Genomic DNA, 23,893 nt, shown 5'->3' on the forward strand with positions numbered 1-23,893 from the left:
TACAATTATTTAAAAATTATTTGATTTATGGATTAAGGTGGTAAACTTAGTAAAAAACACTCATAACACATCATAAGCCGTTAAAAAGCTGCCATGTAAGTTGCAATGCCAATGGGTTTAAATTATCTTTTTTTTAATTTAATTCGTTGTCCAACATTTATAATTAAAGCAGTAATCGCCAACATTCCTATTATATATGGAGCATACTGGGTACTTATTAATATAAAAACAGCAATCCAATTGGAATGTCCCGTAATCCGTTCGGAGATCCATGCTAATGCCGCTATTCCTGCCAACACTGCCAAAAGGTTTCGCACATAGTTGTAAGTTGAAGATTTACTTAGCAAAATAATCCACGGAACGGTAATGCCTATTACAAAAAGTTGCATCAATTCGATTCCGATATTAAAACTTAATATACTCAAAACCATTTCACTTGTATCCAAATTAAGATTTACCAGAATACTGGCAAAAGCCAAGCCATGAATCAAGCCGAAACCAGCCGCTACATAAACTTCTTTTCCGGGAAAAAGAGGATAAATGGCATGTATTGCCGAAATCAAGATCGAAAAGGCAATGAGCACCTCAACTAGTTCAGAAGGTAAATGCAACCAGCCCAATGCGCCTATCAATAAAGTAATCGAATGCCCGATTGTAAATGCGGTCACTATTTTTAACAACCCTACAATACTATACTTTACACCTCCAAAGCCTCCCCATTTTTTACGGTTTACCACAAGTGTGGCTGGTAACAATAAAACGAGCAAAAACAGCAAATGATCTGTTCCTTCTTTAATGTGTTGCATTCCCAATTTTACCATACTTTTAAAACCCGCAAACCATGTTCCGTGTCCTAATTGTATTTTTAAAGGGCGTATTGTTCCCGTTTGGGAATCAAACGCTATTACTCCTATTTGTTTTGAGTTTTCGGGTACAATTCCCTTTTGCCAATCTTGGTCTACTGAAAACAAAATAGATTGAGTCGGGATTTGATGTATGATAATATCACAAGAAAGATCAAAATTTCTCAGACTATTACTATTACTTGGATTAAGATATATAGAGGCAATAACTTGCTTGTATTTACCCACAACAGGAACTTCATTTTCATTAATTAAAATAGAACCTACACTGACATTCCATGAACTACGCAAGGAATCTGTTACCAGAATATGTTTTAAATAATAGTGTTTTAAATTATCTAGCTCCATTGATGATTGAAGCAAAACAGGTTTTTTATAGGCTTTCTCCACTATTTCCAATGGAGTACTGAATTTAATTAAAATCTGTTCTTTTTCAACGATGAGCTGTGCTTTACTATCGGGTAAAGCATGCGCCATTGCCGATCCTTTTCCCAAAAAAAATAGCAGCACGAATAAACCAATAATTTTATTTTTGCACATATAAATTTTAACTTGGTAAGTAATTAAAAGATTTAAATTATGATAAAAATTAGGGTTTTAATTTAGGACACTTAAACTGTATTTTTTTTCTAAATACGGCGTTAGCGACTTATACGGAATAATTGCCCAATCAAGAATACTGCAATTCCCGGAAGGAAAAAACCCCAACAACAATCCTTTCTTCGTTACTGCATAGGCAGGTACTGCCCAGGCATCTACTTTATTTAATCCACAAACAGTATTTTTCATTTTATCTGGATAAAGTGTTTTCAATATCGAAAAAATTTTAGAGGCAAAAACATACTTTCTATACTCATAGATCCCTTGAACATCATTTGCAGAAGGCTTTTTGTCTGTTTTTTTTCCAAACCATACCAGACTCTCCAAATCTATCTGTTTTCCACTTTGAATATCCAAAGTAACCAACTGCTGTGACTTGGAAGGATTTTGTACTTTAAAAATACTATTCGAAATTATTTTGAAGCTAATTAAATCTTTGGTCAAATACAGAATTTCAGCCGATACATTTAACTCTTTTCTATCTGGCCTAGAACGCAAATAGTTTTGTATAAGTGCCAAATGCATAGTTTCAAGAGCTACATTTAGATTATCCACTTTCAATTTCTTGTTCAAGCTACTCAATCTAAAAAAGGATATTCCCGATTCTTTTTCCAAAAACCAGTCAATTGAAACATTTTTTAAAGTTTTTTCTGTTTTTCCTTTAGTCAGATTAATTTTTGAAATCTTGTATGTCTCATAAGAATCCAAATCATTCATCTGGGAAAAATAATTGAATTTAGATGCGGGAATACTATTGATCGGATTTAGATTGACATTGATTTTTTTTCCTGTACTATCAAGCCAATACCCTTTCCAGGAACCGTTCTTGTTTTCGGCAATCAACAACTCCTCTTTATTTTCTGGAGCTTGGTTTACCGCTACGGATTCTGGATAGAACCGCCAAGCATTACCCATAATTCTGCCTTTAAAAAAACAGTCTTTTTTGGCATCATCAAAAAAATAAGTCATGTCTCTAATGGGAGACTCATCGTAACACAACATTTTTATAACCAACGTCTTTTCTCCCACTTTGCCCTGAAGATAGATTGTCTTGCTAATATGCGCCAATAGTTCCCCAGACTTCATAAATGATGGCGCAAAATAGGCCAATACAAAAACTAAAATATACCTCATTTTATCTATTAAAAAAAGGCGGCTCGTTCCTTTGATGGACGTGCCGCCTTGCCATTTATCATGCTCTATTTTTGTAATATGATTTTTTGTGTAGTTTCACCTGCTTTAGTAGTAACTTTTATCAAATACACCCCAACTGCCTCAGCAGAGATATCAAACAAAACCGTTTGACTTTGCCCTGTTAATAAAACATCACGTTGTTTAACAATTTGCCCATTCAAGGCAACAATCTTTACGGTTGCTTTTCCAGATTCTACGCTGTCTAATTGTAATGAAAACAAACCTGAAGTCGGATTAGGATAAACCTTCATTGCTGATGATGTCATCTGCCCATTAGGTAATAAACCTAAACTATTAGTTTTTGCTACAAAAATATTAGGTGTAGGTGTTACAATATTGCCTGTCGTAGAATTAATAGCCATATCATACCCTAAATAATAACTTGGATAAGGAGGTTGGTTGTAGCCTGAATTTTGCCAAGCAATAGCTGTACGATACTGTGGGTCGTGCATCAATGTTGGGATGCGATAAGTTGTTGGGATATCTGTTGTAAAAATGACCAATTCGGTATTGTCGGATTTACGAAGCATAATTTCTTCTCTCCAATCTCCCAAAATATCTGCTTGCAGACAAGGATTCGCTTTTGTATCATTGTTTGACGTAACAGGATAGTCATTATAAATAGTATATAGACGAGTTGGTTTTTTGTTTATATAATCCCATTTATCTATGACGTTTTTATCAGCTATTTCACGACCTAAATCACCATCCCACCAAATTCCGGAGTTATAAGTTGGTTTGTAGGTACTAATTGGATTTCCTTTGACATCATATACGGAATCACCTGAAGAACCCCACATTTCATAACCTCTGTAGTTAGGGTCTATATCGCCAGCCATAGAACGTCCCACATCGCCACTGGTTTCAATTCCCCAATTGGTTTGTCCTGTTTTGGCATCGTATTGTCTAAGCCCCATTGGAGTATAGCTACTTGGAGATTCCAGATTAATCCAAATTTCTTGCCCAGGACGGTCTAAATCCATGTCGGTCATGTGCAATGCATCACCATGCCCCATTCTATAAGTCCAAAGTGGTTTTCCATCGTCATTAATGACACTGGAACCATTAATTACTTCATCCTTACCGTCACCATCCACATCACCAATGGTCATTTGATGATTCCCCTGTCCGGAATAAGCGTTGTATTCAGGATGAGTAGAATCTTTACTATCAAAAACCCAACGTAGTGTAAGTTGCCCATTGCGCCAGTCATAAGCTGCACGCATTAGTTTTTGATAATATCCACGTCCCACTATCAAGCTTGGTCTTGCACCATCAAGATAGGCTACAGCCGATACAAAACGATCTTGACGGTTACCATAACTATCTCCCCAATCGGAGGTGTTAGCACGAGCGGGTTGGTAAGGTACGGTTGCCATGGCAGCACCAGTTAATCCGTTAAAAACAGTTAGGAATTCAGGGCCTTGTTGTACCCAACCAGAGCTATTGCGATAATCTACGTTGGGATTCCCAATTACAGTCCCGACACCATCAACGGTACCGTCTGCTGTTTTTAGAATCATTTCGGCTTTTCCGTCTCCGTCAAAGTCATACACCATAAATGGGTTGTAATGAGGGCCTCCATTCATATTGTAGCCCAAATCGATACGCCATAGTTTTGTTCCGTCTAGTTTATAACAATCAAAAATTTGCTTACCACTATAACCACCTGAATTGTGATTAGCAATGGTAGGTTCCCATTTTAAAATGATTTCATAATTACCATCACCATCAACGTCACCTACAGAGGCATCATTGGCAGTATAAGTATAAGTCTGTCCGTCAGGTAAAGTTTCACCTAGTGGCATTTGAAGAGGTATGGATAGATGTTTAGTTGACCAAACTGCTGTTGGACTTGTTTGGGTACCTTCAACTCCGCTGATTACAGGGCTAATGGCATAAGTATTGCTTATAGTTCCCGAGTTATCAGTATAATTAGTTGAAGTAGTAATAGGGCTAGAATTAATTTTTACCCCATCTCTATACACATTAAATGTAATATTTGACGGGTCGGTACCAAGAAGTCTCCAACTTAAAAATACGGAACTGGATTTTTTAACAGCAACTAGTCCTCTAGTTAAGTATTCAACCTGTTTAGAAGTTGATACTACCGCATCAGGTATTTGTAAACTGCTCAATCTAACTACGTTGCCATAAACAGGAGCTCCACCATTAATGACATAGGCTCTGGTGTGGTAAAATGTTCCAGGAGTAAGGTTAGTGAGTGAAACCGAGAAATTCCCCATTCCGCCACTAGTATCGGCAACTTTAGAGTCTGCCGTAGTAGGAGTTGAGTTACTATTGCTATACACCACACCTCTTTCGGTTATTGCTATTCCTCCGTCGGAGGTAATATTACCTCCTGCCACAGCTGTGGTAGTGGTTATATTGGTTATATTGTTAGTGGTAAGTGTTGCCGGTGGCGGCGGCGGTACATACATCCTGGCAATGGGAGACACCACGCTACTCGAATTTGTTTTGGTATATACCACATAAGGATAAGCTGCATCACCTATGGCAATAGCCGGCCAGCTTGTGCCGGTTTGGTCAACACCATTGGGAACAGTAGGGTCTTTTAATTCTGTCCATGAAGCAGCTCCAGCAGCCAAAAAGAATACTCTAATGGCAAGAACCGATGTTGTACTTACGTTGTCACGGAAAGAGCAATAGAGATTTCCTGAATTATCATTAATTAAACTGATGTAAGGGGAATCTCTTGTTCCTATAGTCGTTGCTGAACTCCAAGTGTTAGTTAATTTGTCAAATGAAGTAACAGTAGCTCTATTGGTATTTGCAGTACTAAAATAAGCGATACAAAGTGTACTAGCATCTCTAACAGCAATTGCGGGATGACGGACACTTGTGATAGGAGTTGGATTTACCGATTCAGTCCAAGTACTACCATTAAAACTGTATAATCCAACAGTACCTGAACCATCAGTAGTGGCAGTTAATTTGAGAAACACTAACCAGGGTTTGTCTGTAGCATCAATGACTAAACCAGGTGCTGCTGCAAAGCCTGTAGTAACAGCACCTGTACCAACAGTTTCCCATGCCGTGCCATTGAATTTTTTGACATAAGGTATCATGCCTGATTCAATATAGGCAATGTAGGGGGTGTTGAAGGAATCAAATGCTAAAGAGCAACGATGAGCTGGTTGCAACCCACTTACTGAACCCATACCCGCATTACCTGTGGAAACATAAACTGTATTGCTGTCATCAGGATTTAAGGCACCCCAAGTTCCATTAATATAGTCGTATTTTTTTACGGCTAATTTAGAACCTGCAGAACCATCAATATAAGTGACGTACAAGTCACCAATTGCATCAGTAAAAAGGCGGGTATAAGTGGCACTAGTGCTTAGGTTTGCACCGACTTGCTCCCAAGTTCCGTCGGTTAAACGTCTTTTTACTTTTGGCACACCACTTTCGGTAAATGCAACATAAGGAATAAAATCAACTCCATTATTCACTACAGCAATACTGGTATATAGGGAAGTTGCAGAGGCTATCTGTGCTTCATTGCCTAATATATTCCATGTCTGGGCAAAGGAAGATTGCACTGTCAACAGTGTTAAAACTGTAAAAGCAGCGATTCCAAAAGACATCTTTCGGAAAAGAAACTGCGTAAAATCTAAAATTAATTGTTTTTTCATTTTGATGATCAAATGGTTTTTTTTTTAATAATTTGATTTTTAAAGGGCAATAATTCCTTGAATGTAATTATAAAGAATAACCAGACAGCCTTTATTCCTTTGGAAGATTAAGCCTATCTGGGTTTTTATTAATGTCTTTCCTTAAAGAAGTTGACTATAATTCATAGAATTGGACACAGGTTAAAAAACGGATTTATATTCAAAATCAGCATAAATCCGTTTTTATCCTTTCCTGTTTTAATTTTTAAAGACTACTTTTTAATAATCTTTTTTGCAAAATTCCCTTCGGATGTATATATCGTAAGATAATAAGTTCCTTTGGCAAGATGCTGAAGCGAAACGGTGCTTTTTGCTTCCGTAAGCATTAATTGTCCCAAACTATTGTACACTGCTATTTTTTCGACAACAGCAGCATCTGGCAAACTAACCGTTACAATGTCATTCGTTGGGTTAGGATATGCTTTTACTAAATCTGATTTTTCAAAAGAATCAGTAGACAAAGTTCCGGCAGTAAAACTAACATCGTAGCCATAAACAGTGGTCAAGACTTCAGGAACAGCTCCGTTACTAAAAATAAATAGGCTCTTACATGATAGGTCACAGCATCTGTAAGCCCCGTAATTGGGCTTGTATACATGCCTGTGGTCGTTGCGCCATCTACAATTTTAGTATCAGCAGTTGTGGGATTGAAGGTAAGCCCATAAACAATTCCGCGCTCCGTTACAGTCCCAACTGATGTTGCTCCTGACAACACCTCTCCACCCGCTGTGGCTGTAGTAGAAGTAATTGCAGTCACTGCCGAAGATTTGATTAATGGATCAAATACACGGGCAGTAGCTAAGGTTGGAGTAGTATTGGTAGAATACGCTACATAAGGATAAGAAGCATTACCTATTGCAATTGAAGGCCAAAGAGTTTGTTCTTCTATACCATAAGTAACGGAAGGATCTTTCAATTCTGTCCAAACAGATTGGCTGGTACCTAAAAACATTACTCTTGGTGAAATTTTTGTAGGGGTTGCAGTAAAAGCATCACGAAAAGCACAATACAAGTTTCCCGAATTATCTTTAATCATACTTATATAAGAGGCAGAATTGGTTCCAATAGCCGTAGCCAATCCCCATCCGGTTCCGGCAGGTAATGATTTGTTACAAGCAACAATTGTTGCCCTGGTAGAGGATGAAGTGTTCGCATAACCTAAATATAAGGTATTGGTGTCTTTAAATGAAATACAGGTAAAACGGGTACTAGTGATAGGAGTTGAAGGTGAGTAATCAGTCCATACACTACCATTATAACCGAACAAGGAAATTGATCCTGTAGTTGCACCTGTAGTTGCTAATTTAGTATAGGAAACCCAAGGGTAACCATTAGAATCTAATGCTAAATCAGGTGAAATTGCCACGTCTGCCGAAATAGGCTGGGTACCAACATTTACCCATGTTGTTCCATCGAATTTTTTTAGATATGGATTATTTGATTCAACATAAGCAATATAAGGAGTGTTGGAAGAATCAAAAACTATAGAACAACGATTGGCAGAGGTAAAATTGCTGTTTGTATTTGGGTTGGCACTATTAGTTGAAACATATAATGTGTTGGCATCGTCGTTATTTATAGATTTCCAGGTTGAATCATTAAAATCTAATTTTTTTATCGCTAATCTATTAACAGGCGTTGAAGATCCATCGATATAAGTGATAAATAATTCACCAAGGCTATTGGAAAATAAACGTGTGTATGTAACGGCTGTTCCTGGAAGGCCTGTGCTTACATCCGACCAAGTACCATCAGATAATCGTTTTTTTACCTTTCCTATAGTTGCCTCCGTAAATGCAACATAAGGAGTGTAAACCGCTCCGTTATTTACTACGGCAATACTCGTATACAAAGTAGCACCTGATGATATAGAACCCGAACCAGAGCCTAAAACCGTCCATTTCTGGGCAAAGGAAGATTGTACCGTCAAAAGGGTTAAAACTGTAAAAGCAGTGATTCTAAAAGACATCTTTCGCAAAAGAGACTGTGTTAACTCAAAAAGTAGTTGTTTTTTCATAATAAATAATAATGATTAATGGTTAAAAATTAAATAGCATATAAATTTGCGTTTTAGTGTTTGCAGTATTAGAATCTATCTAAAAATTGCTTAGCTAATAGTATTGGTTCACCCTCGAAAAACTGTTAGTCCGTTCTAAAACAAGCAATTACTAACACTCTTTGATTTACTACGAATTTAGCGTAATCAAGCCCTTGTAAAATCGGCTGAATGATTCTAAAAATCAGCCAAATGATACATTTTTACTTGGCCAAAAAACACAAACAGCTTATTTACAATAAATTAATAAAACAGAAATTTGATAGCAGAAGGTACTATCTTGGCACGCCAACCTTTTTGAGAAAGCAGATTTTTGTCTTGCTGACTGTATTTCTTTGACGTTAATCCGAATTGTTTTTGAAACATCCGCAGTTTGCATTTATCAAACCAATCCCATATTAAACAATAATTTGCTCCTTCCCTATTTGGCATATTTGGCTTTGCCCCAACACTCAAGACCAACTATTCGCCAAAACCAAATGCATAAATTAATCACATCGCAAAAATAGTGGACTAATTAGTCTACTATTAAAAATAAATGCTTACATTTGTCCTGTAAAAAAAGAACAAATGTTTTCAAAAGCTTGCGAATACGGAATCAAGGCGTCAATCTACATTGCCGAACAATCTTTGACAGGAAGAAAAGTGAGTTTGAAAGAAATCTCGGAAGCAATTGAATCGCCAACAGCTTATACTTCAAAAATACTGCAACACCTATGCCGAAGTTTCATTATAAACTCCGACAAAGGTCCTACTGGCGGATTCTCAATGGAGTTACTAAAAATGGAAAAGATAAAGCTGAGTACTATAGTTTTCGCAATTGATGGAGATTCAATTTACAATGGTTGTGGTTTAGGATTAAAAAAATGCAATGAAAAAAAACCATGTCCCGTACACAATCAATTTAAACTAGTCAGGGATGAACTCAAAAAAATGCTGGAAACAACTACAGTAAAAACATTGGCCGTGGACCATGAAAAAAAATTGACTTTTTTAAAACGATAAAAAAAATTAATTTAATAGTGGACATTTTTGTCCAAAATAATCACAAAAAACATACACATTAATATAAAACTTTAAATTATAAAAAAATGAATATTCAAGAAGACCAAATTATAGGTGAATTGGTAGCAAAAGACTACCGAACTGCATCAGTATTCAAAAAATACGGTATCGACTTTTGCTGTCAAGGCAACAGAACCATTAATGATGCTTGTGAGGCAAAAAAAATTGACGACAAATTAGTTGTTTCAGATTTGAATGCACTCATACAATCCCAATCAGAGAATACAACCGATTATAAATCTTGGCCAATAGATTTATTGGCAGATTATATCGAGAAAAAACACCATCGTTATGTTCAAGAAAAAACGCTGGAAATAAAACCCTACCTTGATAAAATTTGTAGAGTTCACGGAGAACGTCATCCTGAATTATTTGAAATCAACGAACATTTCAATGCTACTGCCGGCGAATTGGCAATGCACATGAAAAAAGAAGAACTCATTTTATTTCCTAGTGTACGCAAAATGGTTAAAACCAAACAAGAAAATTCCAAGTGGGAAGCACCGCAGTTTGGTACCGTACAAAACCCTATTCAAATGATGATGGATGAACACACCACGGAAGGAGAACGATTTGGAAAAATTGAAACACTGAGCAATAATTACACTCCGCCAGAAGATGCTTGCAATACTTATAGGGTGACAATTGCATTACTCAAAGAATTTGAGCAAGATTTACACCTGCACATTCATTTAGAGAATAATATTTTGTTTCCAAAAGCAATTGAATTGGAAAAAGAATTGTCCCAAAAAAATTAATTTAAAATTATGAGTCAAGAAAAAAAATTATGGATTGGATTGTTATTGGTAGCCATCTTTTCCTTTGGAGTTTTAGGTTATTATGGCTACGAAATTTACCAACAATCTCCACCAATTCCCGAAAAAATAATTTCAGAAAACAAGGAAGTAATTTTTACTGACCAAGAAATAAAAGATGGTCAAAATGTTTGGCAAAGTATGGGAGGCCAAGAAGTGGGAACCATATGGGGACACGGTGCTTATGTAGCACCAGATTGGACAGCCGACTGGCTTCATAGAGAAGCTGTATTTATATTGAACCTTTATGCACAAAAGGATTTTAAAAAAGATTTTAGTGCTTTAGACAAGGAAAAGCAAGCTGCCTTGAAAATACGTTTACAAGCAGATTTGAGAACCAATAGATACGATGAAAATACCAAAACAATAACTATTTCAGAAAATAGAGTTTTGGCCATTCAATATTTAAGTCATTATTATGAAGGTTTGTTTACAAATTCTCCCGAATTTGACAAATTGCGAAATGATTATGCTATTCCAAAAAATGCCATCAAGGACGCAGATAGAATGCACAAAATGAATGCATTCTTTTTTTGGGCAACCTGGGCAACAGTTACAGAACGTCCTAATTCCGATATTTCATACACGCACAATTGGCCTGCAGATGAATTAGTGGGAAACAAAGCCACCACAGATTTAATGGCTTGGTCGGGAGTCAGCATTATTACATTGATTTTGTGTATTGGATTATTGGTTTTCTATCATGCAAAATCCGGCGAAGGAGAAAGCTTGCCAATACCTACATCAGATCCACTTTTAAAACAAGGAATGACACCATCCATGTATTTGGTGAAAAAATATTTCTGGGTCGTAAGTTTGCTCATGATTTTACAAGTGCTGTTGGGAATTGTCACCGCCCATTATGGTGTCGAAGGAAATGGTTTATACGGAATTCCAATAGACAAATTCCTGCCTTATGCCGTGACCAGGACTTGGCACACCCAATTGGCCATTTTATGGATTGCAACAGCCTGGCTGGCTACTGGATTGTATATTGCTCCGGCAGTTTCAGGAAAAGACCCTAAATTTCAATGTTTTGGCGTAAACTTTTTGTTCATTGCTTTACTCATAATCGTTGTTGGATCAATGATCGGTCAATGGTTTGGAGTGATGCAAAAACTAAACTTGGTTCAAAATTTCTGGCTTGGACATCAAGGTTATGAATATGTTGATTTAGGTCGTTTTTGGCAAATCTTTTTGTTGGTTGGACTTTTCTTGTGGTTGGCTTTAATGGTTCGCCCTCTACTTCCTATATTAAAAAGAAAAACAGAAGAAAAAAATCTAATCATTCTTTTTTTAATTTCTTGTTCCGCGATTGCTCTTTTCTATTCTGCTGGATTAATGTGGGGCAGACAAACAAATCTTGCCATTGCCGAATATTGGAGGTGGTGGGTAGTCCACTTATGGGTTGAAGGATTCTTTGAAGTATTTGCGACAGTGGTAATTGCTTTCCTTTTTGTTCGTTTGGGTTTATTGAAAACAAAAACAGCCACATTAAATGTATTGTTTAGCACGATAGTATTTTTGTCTGGAGGAATTTTAGGCACGTTTCACCATTTGTATTTCTCGGGAACGCCAAGTGCCGTCATGGCTTTGGGAGCCACATTCAGTGCTTTGGAAGTGGTGCCGCTAACCCTTATCGGATATGAAGCGTATCATAACTATAAACTTTCCAAAGCGACAGCCTGGGTCGATGATTATAAATGGCCTATTTATTTTATGCTTGCCGTATCTTTTTGGAATTTCCTTGGAGCTGGTATATTCGGGTTTATCATTAATCCTCCAATTGCCTTGTATTATGTTCAAGGGCTAAACACTACTCCTCTTCATGGTCATACCGCATTGTTTGGCGTTTATGGAATGTTGGGAATTGGTTTGATGTTATTCGTGCTAAGAAGTTTGTATAGAAACACATTATGGAACAACAAGTTAATTAAAACCACTTTCTGGTCACTAAATATTGGTTTGTTCTTAATGGCAACGATGAGTTTACTACCAATAGGTATTTGGCAAGCCATCGAAAGTATCGAAAAAGGAATGTGGTATGCCCGTTCAGCTGAATTAATGCAAGATCCTACCATGATTACTTTAAAATGGCTACGTACCTTTGGCGATGTTCTCTTTGCAATAGGTATTGTTTCCTTCGCTTGGTTTGTATTTGATCTAACATTAAAAAACAAAAACAAGTAATATAATATCCTCATTACAAAAACAAACCCTTAAACAATAAATGTTTAAGGGTTTGCTTTTTAAGACATGTCTCGATTTGAAATAACAATACACAAAAACCATCGTTATTTGTATCTAGTACATCATTTTTTGCTTTAAATTTTGTTCGATTTTAAATTCACCTGAATTTTTGATTGAATTCTCTTTTGGTTCCTGATTTTTTTCACCCCAAAGAATTGCAATAAATTTTATGGTATTGTTTAGAAAACTGTTTTTTGAAATTTCTACATTGACAATTCCTGTTGTTTTTATCAAAACCCCGCTTTTCTCTTCCTTGCCACAATTCACAACGGTGTTATTTTGAAAAACCAGGTTTCCTCCTATTGTGGACTCGTCATAGCCACCACGATAATAATCCAAAATGTTGTTTTGAATATTCTCAAATTTAGAATTCCTGATATAGACAAACTCGGCATTATATTCACCTAGATCGTCATTTTCATCTGCTAATTTCAATCCTCTTTTGCATTTTTTAATTACCGTGTTGTCTATTGAAATTGTGTCGGCAAAAGAATCTTTATAAGCATTTAAAACGCAATCAAAATCGCTTATTTCCGTATTTTTGACCTTTAGATTATACGCAGAAAACATTTCTTTTTCCTTGGTTGCAAAAGCATGTTGCCCATTTCCTCCCTTGAGAACAATATTTTCCAAAGTTAAATTTCCTTTAGCTCCCATCAAGAAAGCCGAAGTATTGTCTTTACCTGAATATTCTACCGTGGCTCTATTCTTTTGGTCTTTGGACTTAATCGTTATTTTCTTGTCAATTATCAAAGAGGCAGCAATCCTGTATATTCCTTTTTTTAATTCGATTGTAGTTCCAGATGTCGCTTTGGCCAATGCTGCGGTCAATTCATTTTCTGAAGCCACTCGAATTGTTTTTGGAGTTTCATATACAGTCTCATCCGAAAACCAATGTGCACCATAGGCTTTTTTGTTGATTGCACCCTTGCTTTTGTCTACCGGTAAAACGATTGCCCCCATTCCATTTGTTGTTGCTCTGCTATTTGAAAAAACATCCTGTTTTATATTTTCAAACTCAAATCCGGCATACACTTCTTTTTGGTCTACTGTAGGCACATACAACCATTCGGACAACTTGAACATTGCAAGGTTTTCAGTTTTTAGGCCGTCATCTTTGACTTCACTTTTGTTGGCGCCGTTCATTGAATTATTTTTAAACAAAACACCATCAACTTTGTCGTAGGCCTTTATTGGAAACTCATCGGCCACATGATTAAAAATAATATTATTGGCCATAATCATTCTTTCAGGTCTGGCGGAACGTATTTCTTGCGCCGGCAAAACATCACTTTTGTCCATATTTGCACCCACGCTAAACTGCCAAGGAGTCTTGCAATCGAGAAAAGTATTATAGGCCACAACCACGTCAGTTACTTGATTGTACCGGTTTTGTGGTGATTTTGGAACGCCATTCATTACTGCCAAAGCACTTCTAAATTCTTTTCCTTTAATATTATAAAAATAGTTGTTGGTGATTAGATGACCCGTATTGATGACCCGTATTCCACCCATAAATTCAGAATTGTCATCTCCAATAAACATGTTACCGTCGATGGTACAATAATTTCCGTGCCTTAAAACCAACGAACCCTCGCATTTATAAAAAATATTGTTTCTGTATTCGTTGTTGTTGGATTTATTCGAAATAATCTCTACCTCTCCGTCACAACGCTCAAAAAGATTATTGGCCACATTGGTATAAGATGGCGCCATTGATGTATTGCTATCTCCAATTTGCAGGGTTTCACCGTGTGGTCCTCCTTTTCTGGGTCTTGGTCCAAAATGATTGTTGGTAATCTGATGGTAGTTGTTAATGTGTTCGTTTCCTTTCAAGGCCACCAAAATTGTAGGTCCAGAATTTGATTTTCCGGTAATATAACAATGGTCTAATTGATTGTGTCTTCCCCAGAATTCTATCCAATGATCTTCTTTATTTCTATTAAGTTGCGTGAAATCTTCGATAACACAATCATATACTTTACAGTTATTGGCAATTGTTTTGGAATCAATGTGAAAATCAATGACAGTATTCGAAGGCGTGTATCCGTTTTTGAAATAAAGCCCTCTCACTTCTAGATAGGTTCCTCCTATTTTCAAATCGGAAACCCCTTCAATAGTCACTTTCCCAGCTGTTTCTGCACGTAAAACAATGGGAGCGCCTTTAGTTCCTTTACCATAAAATTTAATTTGGACATCTTTCCAAACACCATTGGCAAGAACAATCTCTTCTCCGGCAACGGCATTCTTGATGGCGGATTTTAACTCTTCCTGGTTATTTACTTTAATAATGTTGCCGTTTTCTTTTTTGCCAAAGGAAAACAATAAAAATACAACACCAAAAAACAACAAATTTCTCATTAATTCCATTTTTAAAAATTATTAAAACAAACCAAGAATTCAATCAACATAACATCAAAAAGTGTAATTACAAATCATCGGTTCTGAAAGGCGGAGTTGCAAGCCCGTCTTTGTTATAAAGCATTACTTTCCCTGGAGCATCATCCCACAAATACCGAACTTCTTTTGGCGCTGAAACTTTGTCACTGCTCAACTTTATGGTTTTCATGTCGTTTTGCAAATAGCCGTTTGCGGGATAGAATTTATTGTCGCTGCCGGCAATCATGAAACCGCTAATGCCAGATTTGGGAGTTTCTGCAGCAAATGTTCCGTTTTTAAAAGTGACCAATAGTGTATTTCCTTCCGTTTTGTATTTTTCAAAAACAGGAGCCGAAGCACTCCATTCTTTTTTGCCATAAGCCAGATTTCCGGCAATTGTCGCCATTCTTTTTCCAACAATCTGTTTGTGGATTGGATGAATATTATCATCTGCACCCACGTCAATCAAAACAGCCATTCCTGTATTTTTCAATTCCAATGCTTTGGCTTGTGATTCACGAAGTGTAATCCAACGATTATTTTGGCCTGCATAATTGGGCAATTGGGCAAAAACAAAAGTGAAATCAGATTTCCATTTTTTTCTCCAATCGGTAATCATGTCTTTAAATAAATCGACATATTCAACAGCATTTTTAGAATTTGATTCTGCTTGATACCAAATGATGCCCTTGATTTTAATACCCAAAAACGGTGCAACCATTCCATTATACAATGATGTAGGATATATGTTAGGATGCTGTCTCACGGGAACTTCTTCTATATTTTTGGTTCCTATTTCGTATTTCCATTCACCGGCTAAAGAAATCTTTTGTTGTCCTGTTTGTAGATATAGTGCTTCTTTGGCACTGCGGAAACCGCCAATATCGCCACTGTTTTTTACACGAATCGTAATCGTGTTTTTTCCAACAACGAATAGGGTATTGGAAATTTTATAAAAGCGATCCAAGTCTTTAATTTTACTTTCACCAACAATTTTCCCATTGATGTAAGTGACATCTTCATTGTCAACACGACCAATGCTCAACAGGAATTCTTTCTCGGACAACTCTTTCTCGTTCAATTCAAAAGTTCTGGAAACCCAAACGATTCCATCGCTTGGCGTTATTTTTGCAGTTTCCCATAAAATTGGAACATTTATGGTTTTCCACGAGGATTTGTCATAGGAATTATCGAACCATCTTTCTTGCATTCCAACATCCAGTTTATCCGCTTTGTCTTCCCAGTTCTTGAAATCTTTGTTGTAATTCTTAATTACATCCGAAAAATTGATGTTCTTCATTTCAGCAATCACCTTTTTGGCGGACTCATGTTTCCCCATCATCTCCTCGCTCATCCAAGCCTCAATATTGGTTCCACCAAATGAAGAATTTATCAATCCTATTGGAACATTATATTCTTGATAGAGCTCTCTTCCAAAAAAATACGCAACAGCCGAAAATCCTAAAGCATTTTCAGGAGAACAAGTTTCCCATTGCCCTTTCTCGATGTCCTTTTGTGGCAAACCAGCCATAGTTCTTGAGACTTGCAGCAATTTTATTTTTTCATAATTGGCTTTCGAAAGCTCTTCTTTTCCATTTAAAGCATCTTCCAGTTTCCAACCCATATTGGATTGTCCGGAACAAAACCAAACATCTCCAACATAAACATCTTCTAAAATAATTTCATTGTCTTCGGCAATTGTCATTTTATAAGGACCTCCTGTTTTTTGCCCTTTAAAATGTATGGTCCACTCGCCACTTGCATTGGCTTTGGTCTCTAGATTCTTGTTGTTAAAGTTGACTTTTACAGTTTTGCCTGCATCGGCCCAGCCATAAATTGTAATGGGTGCATCACGTTGCAAAACCATGTGGTTTGAAAAAAACTTGGGTAGAGATACTTTTGCAAAAGTGAAACCTGAAGAAATTAGTAAAAGAAAAGAAATTAGATATTTCATGACCGATAAAAAAATTAAAAGCGTTAAAGCAAAGCATTAAATTGATTCATCGATTTAGAACCAATCCTAAAAAAACAAAGCCTGCATCAAAAAAATAATATATTTTATTGTAGCAGGCTTTTAGTCTTGTAATGTATAATGATTAAAAAATCAATTAGGCATTTTTATATGATCCAAATTCAATTATATACCTAAAGCCTGACCTCCACCTATTTGGATAGTTTCAGCTGTCAAGAAGGATGCATCATCACTTACCAAGAAAGCCACAACATTAGCTACCTCTTCTGCCTCTCCTAATCTACCCAACAAAATTGTATTTTTCCAAGAAGCAAATAGTTCAGGTTTAGTAGCTTTAATTTGTGCGTGAAAAGGGGTATCTATTGTACCCGGAGAAACTGCGTTTACTCTAATTCCGTACTCAGCTAAATCTTTAGCTAAAGCTCTTGTGATAGATTGCACCCCACCTTTAGAGGTTGCATAAATACCAGCTCCAGGACCAGCACCATTCCAAGCTGCATTTGATGTATAGTTTATGATAGAAGCTTTTTCTCCTTTTTTAAGAAAAGGTATGGCGGCTCTTGAAGCAAAAAATACTGAATCGAGATTCAAAGCCATGACGAATTTATATTCCGCTGTTGTCATCTCTTCAAATCTAGCTCTAACACCTATACCACCTGCATTATTTACCAGAACATCTATTTTTCCGTATTTTTCTCCAATTTTATTGATATTAGCCGTAACAGCTTCATCATTTGTTACATCAAAACTATAGTACTCTGCTGAAATACCTTCTGCAGCAAGTTCTGCTACTCTTTGAGCTCCCGCTTCATCATCTATACCGTTTAAAACGACTGTATATCCATCTTTACCTAATCTTTTTGCTACTGCGAAACCAATTCCTCCAGTTGCACCAGTTACAACCGCTACTTTCCCTTTTAATTTACTCATTTTATTTAATTTTAATTTTATTATTTTTCTACTGATTCAATGTTTCGTGCAAAGAAGTAAATTGCACCAATACCAAGGGGAACAAAGGCCGCAATGGCTATAAAAATTGGAGTATAAGATACTACCGCAATTTTAGGCACTAAAAAGTTCATAATGATTACCGAAAATACTCCGACCATTCCTCCCAACCCAGCTAATGAACCTACTGATTTTCCGCTAAACAAATCACTTGGCAAGGTTTGAACATTTCCAATTGAAAACTGGAAACCAAATAGCACAACAAATACAATTGAAACGAAACGTTCTGGTGTCGTGGCAAACATTATGGTTGCCATTAGTCCCAACAACATAATCACTCCTCCAATTAATATTGTGGTCTTTCTTCCCTTGTCAATCGAATTTGTTCTGGCAATAATTTTTCCTGAAACATATCCACCAGCAATACTTCCGATGGCAGCACCCACATAAGGCACCCAAGCAAACATCCCCACTTGTTTTACGTCAAAACCGTAAACATCAAACAAATAAATTGGCATCCAACCCACAAACAACCACCAAATAGGCTCCAAGAATAGACGCCCAACAACAATTGCCCATGATTCCCTGTGCGAAAGAATTTCTTTAAGACTTAACCCTTTTGTATCTTCGGTAGCATTTTGGTCAGCTATGCTTTGTCCTTCCAAAATATACTTTTGTTCTTCTGCTGTAATCCAAGGATGTTTTTTAGGACCTGCCTTGTTTATAAGCAACCAAGGTATTATCCAAAGAATTCCGAAAGATCCCACAATCATAAAAGTAATTCTCCATCCAAAAGCAACAAAAAGAGAGGCTATAAAAGGCGGCGCAATTACCGATCCAATAGAAGCACCTGCATTAAACAACCCTTGCGCAATGGCACGCTCCTTTATCGGAAACCATTCGGCATTACTCTTCACTCCTCCAGGCCAATTTCCCGCTTCTGATAATCCCAAAGTACTTCTAAAAAACGCAATTGAAAATAGGCCTCGAACCGTTGAGTGCATAAAGGATGATATTCCCCAAACACCAATACTGATTACATATCCTATACGGGTTCCTACTTTATCAAACAATTTTCCTGAAAAAAGTTGCCCAAGCGCATAGAAAACCATAAAAACATTTAGAATATTCCCATAATCATCTTTTGTAAGTCCCAATGATTGAGAAATGGAACCTTTAACATTTTCATTGCCCCACATAATAGAAAGCGCACTTCTATCAATATAATTTATAACCGTGGCTAAAAATATTAGTCCAATAATCATCCATCTTAATCCTTTAACTTTCATTGTATTATGTTTTATTTCGAGCTGTTTCTATATTAAAAATAAACCTAAGAATCCCTGTACCTGTATTTTTCAATAAGGTAAACTTGATTTTAAAAATCTAAAAAAATATTAATTAGGAGATAATAGATTTATGAAAAAATGAAAAACCGTATTGTTCTATTATTTCATTTTCTTGTACATAATTTCATCTCCCGCTTGTGTATTATTCAATGTTATAACAATACTGGTATAGTGCTTTAAAATGTTCTTTCATTTTTTGTTTTGCCAACTGTGGATTCTGGGCTATGATAGCCTCATAAATATCAGTATGTTCCTTAATCCCCATTGTAGCCTGATTTTCATCGCAAACATGGTATTTCCCAAAATTGGTGATAATCTCAGGAGTTATTATCAACATCAAATTGTTTATGGTTGCATTTCCACTGGCTTTTGCAATAGATAAATGAAAAAGCAAATCTTCTTGGACGGCATCTTCCCCATTTAATACTTTTGCCGTATAAGCCTGTAAAGCAGCCTTAATCTTTATTAAATCATCCGAAGTTCTTCTTATTGCAGCCAACCTAACCGTTTTAAGCTCCAACAAAATTCTTGTTTCAACCAGTGATTTAAAATTAAAATCATCCAATTCCAAAATATCGTCTATTATGCCATTCATGGCAATCACTCCAATATTCGCCACAAAAGTTCCACTTTGCGGAATTGATTTTAGTATGCCATAATATTCTAATTTTTGTATTGCTTCACGAACACTACTCCTGCTTACTCCAAACTTTTCAGACAGCATTCGCTCCGATGGCAGCTTGTCGTCTGGTTCCAAATTTTTGAAATTAATATAATCCCTGATTTTTGAAATTATGCTATTCATAGCCTCGCGATGATCTTTTTTTACGTGTACTTCTAATTTCATAATTTATAATTTTAAAATAAAAAATTTGGTTAACCAGATTGGTTTATGCGAAATTACAAAAAAATCCAACATAAAATATAATATAATCTACATACAAAACCACCTGGAAATAATTTATTTTTCTGACCTAAAAACTGGTTTACCAATTTGGATAACCAAATGTACTTCTTTTTTTAATTAAAAAAAATTAAATCATGAAATTTTTTCAAATTATCCATAATGCATCATCTTTTATTGTTTAATTACTTTATAATTCATTTGTTTTCCGTCCAAATTAACCCTCAAAAAATAAACACCCGTAGACTGATTATCAAGATTTAATTGAACCCTTCCTGAAACCACGGGATAAACTCCTTTTCCGACAACCTGCCCGTGAATATTGATTAATTCCACTGCTATTTCATTTTGCAAAAACGGAATGGCCAATTCAAAATGTCCTTTAGTTGGATTTGGGTACAGTAGGGATTTGGGAGCAATTGACGTAACGACAGAAAGGCTTCCTTCAGGTGAATTTGGACCTACATCGTTGATTGTCACAGGAAAATAAGTGACAAGCTCGGTGCTGAAATGATCCGCACCTGCGTTACTAATTGCCAATCGTGGTTGACCATCAATATCGATATTCACATTCAAAGAAGGAACCGCGTCTGCAATGACCGGAGAAGTATTCGTGGCTTTCCATATTGTACCATTTAAGGCTAGGTTTGGATTCTGAACTGATACTTGGTCAGATGTAAACGCAGGACCACCGGTAACCAACTGTGCAGTTCCTGTTGGATACATTATATTGTTGGCCCAAGTTATTGCTCCCTGCTGATCTGCTAAATATCTGACCAGATTATTTTGTGACCCAACGACTAAATTGTTGGCAATTTTAATATCTGCCAATTTTTTATTGTACGTACCATCTGCCCTTGTATAGCCCAGTTCAATTCCGTACGTATTATTCACCAATGTGTTGTATGCAATAGTGACACGCTCAGGCCTGTAATGCAGACTAGGGTCGGTGCTCTCACCAGTAATCACGTCTCCTTGAGTCAATGCTATTGGCGCATCCCAAACCGTCCCTTGTAAACCTTCAAAGTAATTATTCACGATAACATGGTCAGTCCCATATACCCTGATACCTCCAGTATGGATTGGTTGTGGTGTGGTTGGTGGAGTTGTTTGTGGGTTTGGCACGTACACTGCATCAGCCTTTCCTCCTCCAAAGAAATAATTACCTTCTACTCGAGTTCTGTTACCTTGACGAAGTGTTAAGCTTCCATGACTTCTAGTAAATGTATTGTATCGAATTAGATTATCATTCGATTTCACGGAAACAATTTCTGGATCTCCATCGCATTCCTCAAACAAATTAAATTCAACGGTTGTAAAACCACTGGAATTACACAAAAGACTATTTCCAATTCTGATGGACTCTTTTTCATTTTCGGCTCTTGGAGAGTTATTGTAAAAATAATTATGGTCAATTCTATCATGATGGGACTGGTAATTTTCAGTTCTGGCTTGATTATAAGTCCCATCTATTGTGATAAAATTCCCCATGGTAAGTTTGTTTTTAAAGATATTGTGGTCTATTCTATTATGATGGCTCAACATTTGAAAAGTATAGTCATCAAAAGTCCCGACAACCACAATCCAGCTTACCTTTACCGTAGCTGTTATTGCATTCTGTTCAAAAACATTTTTTGAAATTCGGACATTATTGGATGCCTCCAATTTTATCAAAGTACTATTGCTCGTACAATTAAACACAAAACCTTCAAAATTAATATAAGCTGATTTTTTAATTCCAAAATTAGAATTTCCAGTCAAAGTAACCCCCCCTACAGTTTCTGCTTTAATCGTAATTGGCTGTTGTGCCGTGCCAGATTTGGTAATAGACGCAACAAAATCTGTATATGAGCCATTTTTAACAATAATCGTGGAGCCTGGAACGGCAGCATTTACTGCAGTCTTAAAGGCGGCAAGAGTTGTAACTGTTTGTGAACTCATATTCAAACTCAATGCAATTATTGCCACAATTGAAAAAAAGAATTTAAGATTTACAATCATAAAAAAAGCAGGTCGCTTAATAGGTATAATTCTTTTCATTTTTAAAAATTTTAAAGTTTTTATAAATTATTTTTGGTTTTCCAAATTGGTTAATCAAATTGGTTTACCAAATATAAATCAAAATTTCCCAACTTTCAATCTTTTTTTAAAAGATTTATAAAAGCAACAAAAAAACACCCAATATCAAGGCTTTGTAACTGCTGATATTGGGTGTTTAAAAAAAACTAAACTTAAAACTATTTCTTAGTAACCATCATTTTGTGGAATCGTTATAAACGAATTGGTATCAATTTCATACTGTGGGATAGGCAACAACATATGATTTGAATCTGCATTTGCTTGAAGAGTTGAAAGACTTAACTTTGGATCAGGATATAGTGAATAATGCAAAGGATACATTACCGCAAAGTGGTCGCTCAATATTTTCTCTGCCGTCAAAGTGGTAGAGGTAACATTTAACCTCAATAAATCGAAAAACCGTTGGTTCTCAAAAGCAAATTCCCATCTTCTTTCGTCTGCCAAAGCCTTTTCATAAACAGCCGTCGATACCGTGGTAGGCAAGGCTGTCAAACCTGCTCTCGTATGCACTTGATTAATTAATCCCATACTTGCAGGAGTATTTCCATTGGCTTCCGCCAGCATCAACAACACATCCGAATAGCGAATAACAGGCCAGTCATTCTCCGCATCTCTCGCTATCGTCACCACTGAAATGTATTTTTTAACATACAATACTGCTCTTGTTCCTGTACCAAAAACCCCAATATTGACTGCTTTTCTAACATCTGTTGCAGCGTAGGAAGTATTCAATTCACCGGCAGGGGTATTATTTCCGCTACCGTCTCCATTTATTACAGCAGAACCACTATTTAATGGAGCAAATAAATTAGGAAGGGTGTTACCCATACCCAAACCACCAGCTTTGAAACGAATGGCAAAAAGTGTTTCCTTGTTCATTTCATTGGAAATGGAAAAAACATTGGCATAAGAAGATTCCAAACCATAACCACTATTCGAAACAACATCGTTCAACAAGACTGCCGCTTCTGCTTTTCTGTTTAAAGTGAGATACACTTTGGCCAACAATGCTTTTGCAGACCATTTGTTTGCAAGTCCAAGTTCAGCAGGTATGACACCAAACTTGGCACTGCTGGCATAGGCTGCTGCATTTACCAAATCGGCTTCAATCAATTTGTAAATATCTTCTTTAGAAGAACGGTTTATCGTTTTTGATTCTGCTGGAGTTACTGCTTCATGTATCAAGAACACTCCTCCATACAATCGTACCAAATTAAAATAATGGTAAGCCCTGATAAAGGAAGCTTCGGCAGCCAAACTTTTACGTTCAGCTTCTGTCACCGGAACTGCGGCATTTTCATATTCAATTTTACCTGTACTCGCATTATAATTTGCTTTAACAGCATTTAAAACAAGATTGGCGCTTCTTATGTTATTATAAGTATTCAACCAATAATTATAAATACCTTGATGAGAACTTGATGGATAAAATTCATCCAAAAAACTCAAATCATAATTCACGGACGAAGTAGATCCAGGCACACCCATTATCGAATTGTCACTGCGCAACTCCGACATTTTCCATTCCTCCAACAAGGGTTTTTGAAGCCCTCTGTAGCAACCTGTCAACGCAGTTCTAATCTCGCCATAATTGGAGTAATAGGTGGCTGTGCTTATGTTAGATTCCGGATATAAATCGATGATGTCGCTACATCCAGTTAAACCAGCCAATAAAAGAACCATTATATATTTGAATGCTTTCATAATCAAGTTTGTTTTAA

General features: G+C 36.4%; 15 protein-coding genes. 3 read left to right on the top strand and 12 right to left on the bottom strand.

The annotated features are described in order from the left end of the window. Nucleotides 1-122: 122 nt before the first annotated feature. The 5 genes from BUC16_RS10440 to BUC16_RS10460 all read right to left on the bottom strand — a co-directional run bounded on the left by BUC16_RS10440 (nucleotide 123) and on the right by BUC16_RS10460 (nucleotide 8,372). A complete protein-coding gene (locus BUC16_RS10440; protein WP_073370411.1) occupies nucleotides 123-1,403 on the bottom strand; it encodes a HupE/UreJ family protein in 1,281 nt (426 codons plus the stop codon). 57 nt (nucleotides 1,404-1,460) lie between these two features. Beyond that, nucleotides 1,461-2,597 (bottom strand): hypothetical protein, encoded by a 1,137-nt coding sequence (locus BUC16_RS10445; protein ID WP_141226129.1) that lies wholly within the window; start codon nucleotides 2,595-2,597, stop codon nucleotides 1,461-1,463. Nucleotides 2,598-2,662: 65 nt separating this feature from the next. Next, entirely contained in the window at nucleotides 2,663-6,316 is a 3,654-nt protein-coding gene (locus BUC16_RS10450) for a rhamnogalacturonan lyase family protein (RefSeq protein WP_141226130.1), read from the bottom strand. 251 nt (nucleotides 6,317-6,567) lie between these two features. Then, nucleotides 6,568-6,861, bottom strand: coding sequence for a T9SS type A sorting domain-containing protein (locus BUC16_RS10455; RefSeq protein WP_073370416.1), 294 nt, complete (start codon nucleotides 6,859-6,861; stop codon nucleotides 6,568-6,570). Further along, a complete protein-coding gene (locus BUC16_RS10460) occupies nucleotides 6,858-8,372 on the bottom strand; it encodes a hypothetical protein (RefSeq protein WP_141226131.1) in 1,515 nt (504 codons plus the stop codon). The genes BUC16_RS10455 and BUC16_RS10460 overlap by 4 nt, the downstream gene beginning before the upstream one ends. Before the next feature lie 609 nt (nucleotides 8,373-8,981). Here BUC16_RS10460 and BUC16_RS10470 point away from each other — a divergent pair. The 3 genes from BUC16_RS10470 (at nucleotide 8,982) to BUC16_RS10480 (ending at nucleotide 12,481) form a co-directional block, all read left to right on the top strand. Continuing rightward, nucleotides 8,982-9,416, top strand: a complete 435-nt coding sequence (locus BUC16_RS10470) for an RrF2 family transcriptional regulator (protein ID WP_073370421.1) — start codon at nucleotides 8,982-8,984, stop codon at nucleotides 9,414-9,416. Nucleotides 9,417-9,502: 86 nt separating this feature from the next. Beyond that, a complete protein-coding gene (gene ric / locus BUC16_RS10475) occupies nucleotides 9,503-10,234 on the top strand; it encodes an iron-sulfur cluster repair di-iron protein (RefSeq protein WP_073370422.1) in 732 nt (243 codons plus the stop codon). A gap of 9 nt (nucleotides 10,235-10,243) precedes the next feature. Further along, entirely contained in the window at nucleotides 10,244-12,481 is a 2,238-nt protein-coding gene (locus BUC16_RS10480) for a nitric-oxide reductase large subunit (RefSeq protein ID WP_073370424.1), read from the top strand. Between the two features lie 114 nt (nucleotides 12,482-12,595). On the opposite strand, the gene BUC16_RS10485 is transcribed toward BUC16_RS10480, so the two are convergent. The 7 genes from BUC16_RS10485 to BUC16_RS10515 form a co-directional block, all read right to left on the bottom strand. Then, a complete protein-coding gene (locus tag BUC16_RS10485) occupies nucleotides 12,596-14,911 on the bottom strand; it encodes a chondroitinase-B domain-containing protein (protein ID WP_317614994.1) in 2,316 nt (771 codons plus the stop codon). A 58-nt stretch (nucleotides 14,912-14,969) separates the two neighbouring features. Then, nucleotides 14,970-16,874: a sialate O-acetylesterase gene (locus BUC16_RS10490; protein WP_073370425.1), complete on the bottom strand. Its 1,905-nt coding sequence runs from the start codon at nucleotides 16,872-16,874 to the stop codon at nucleotides 14,970-14,972. Nucleotides 16,875-17,057: 183 nt separating this feature from the next. Next, entirely contained in the window at nucleotides 17,058-17,822 is a 765-nt protein-coding gene (locus BUC16_RS10495) for an SDR family NAD(P)-dependent oxidoreductase (RefSeq protein ID WP_073370427.1), read from the bottom strand. Nucleotides 17,823-17,842: 20 nt separating this feature from the next. Then, on the bottom strand, nucleotides 17,843-19,129 hold the full coding sequence (locus BUC16_RS10500; RefSeq protein ID WP_073370428.1) for an MFS transporter: 1,287 nt from the start codon (nucleotides 19,127-19,129) through the stop codon (nucleotides 17,843-17,845). A 202-nt stretch (nucleotides 19,130-19,331) separates the two neighbouring features. Continuing rightward, entirely contained in the window at nucleotides 19,332-20,036 is a 705-nt protein-coding gene (locus tag BUC16_RS10505; protein ID WP_073370430.1) for a FadR/GntR family transcriptional regulator, read from the bottom strand. A 231-nt stretch (nucleotides 20,037-20,267) separates the two neighbouring features. Continuing rightward, entirely contained in the window at nucleotides 20,268-22,133 is a 1,866-nt protein-coding gene (locus BUC16_RS10510; protein ID WP_073370432.1) for a chondroitinase-B domain-containing protein, read from the bottom strand. A gap of 204 nt (nucleotides 22,134-22,337) precedes the next feature. Then, nucleotides 22,338-23,876 (bottom strand): RagB/SusD family nutrient uptake outer membrane protein, encoded by a 1,539-nt coding sequence (locus BUC16_RS10515; RefSeq protein ID WP_073370433.1) that lies wholly within the window; start codon nucleotides 23,874-23,876, stop codon nucleotides 22,338-22,340. Nucleotides 23,877-23,893 lie beyond the last annotated feature (17 nt).

The organism is Flavobacterium fluvii, from assembly GCF_900129545.1.
Lineage (GTDB): Bacteria > Bacteroidota > Bacteroidia > Flavobacteriales > Flavobacteriaceae > Flavobacterium > Flavobacterium fluvii.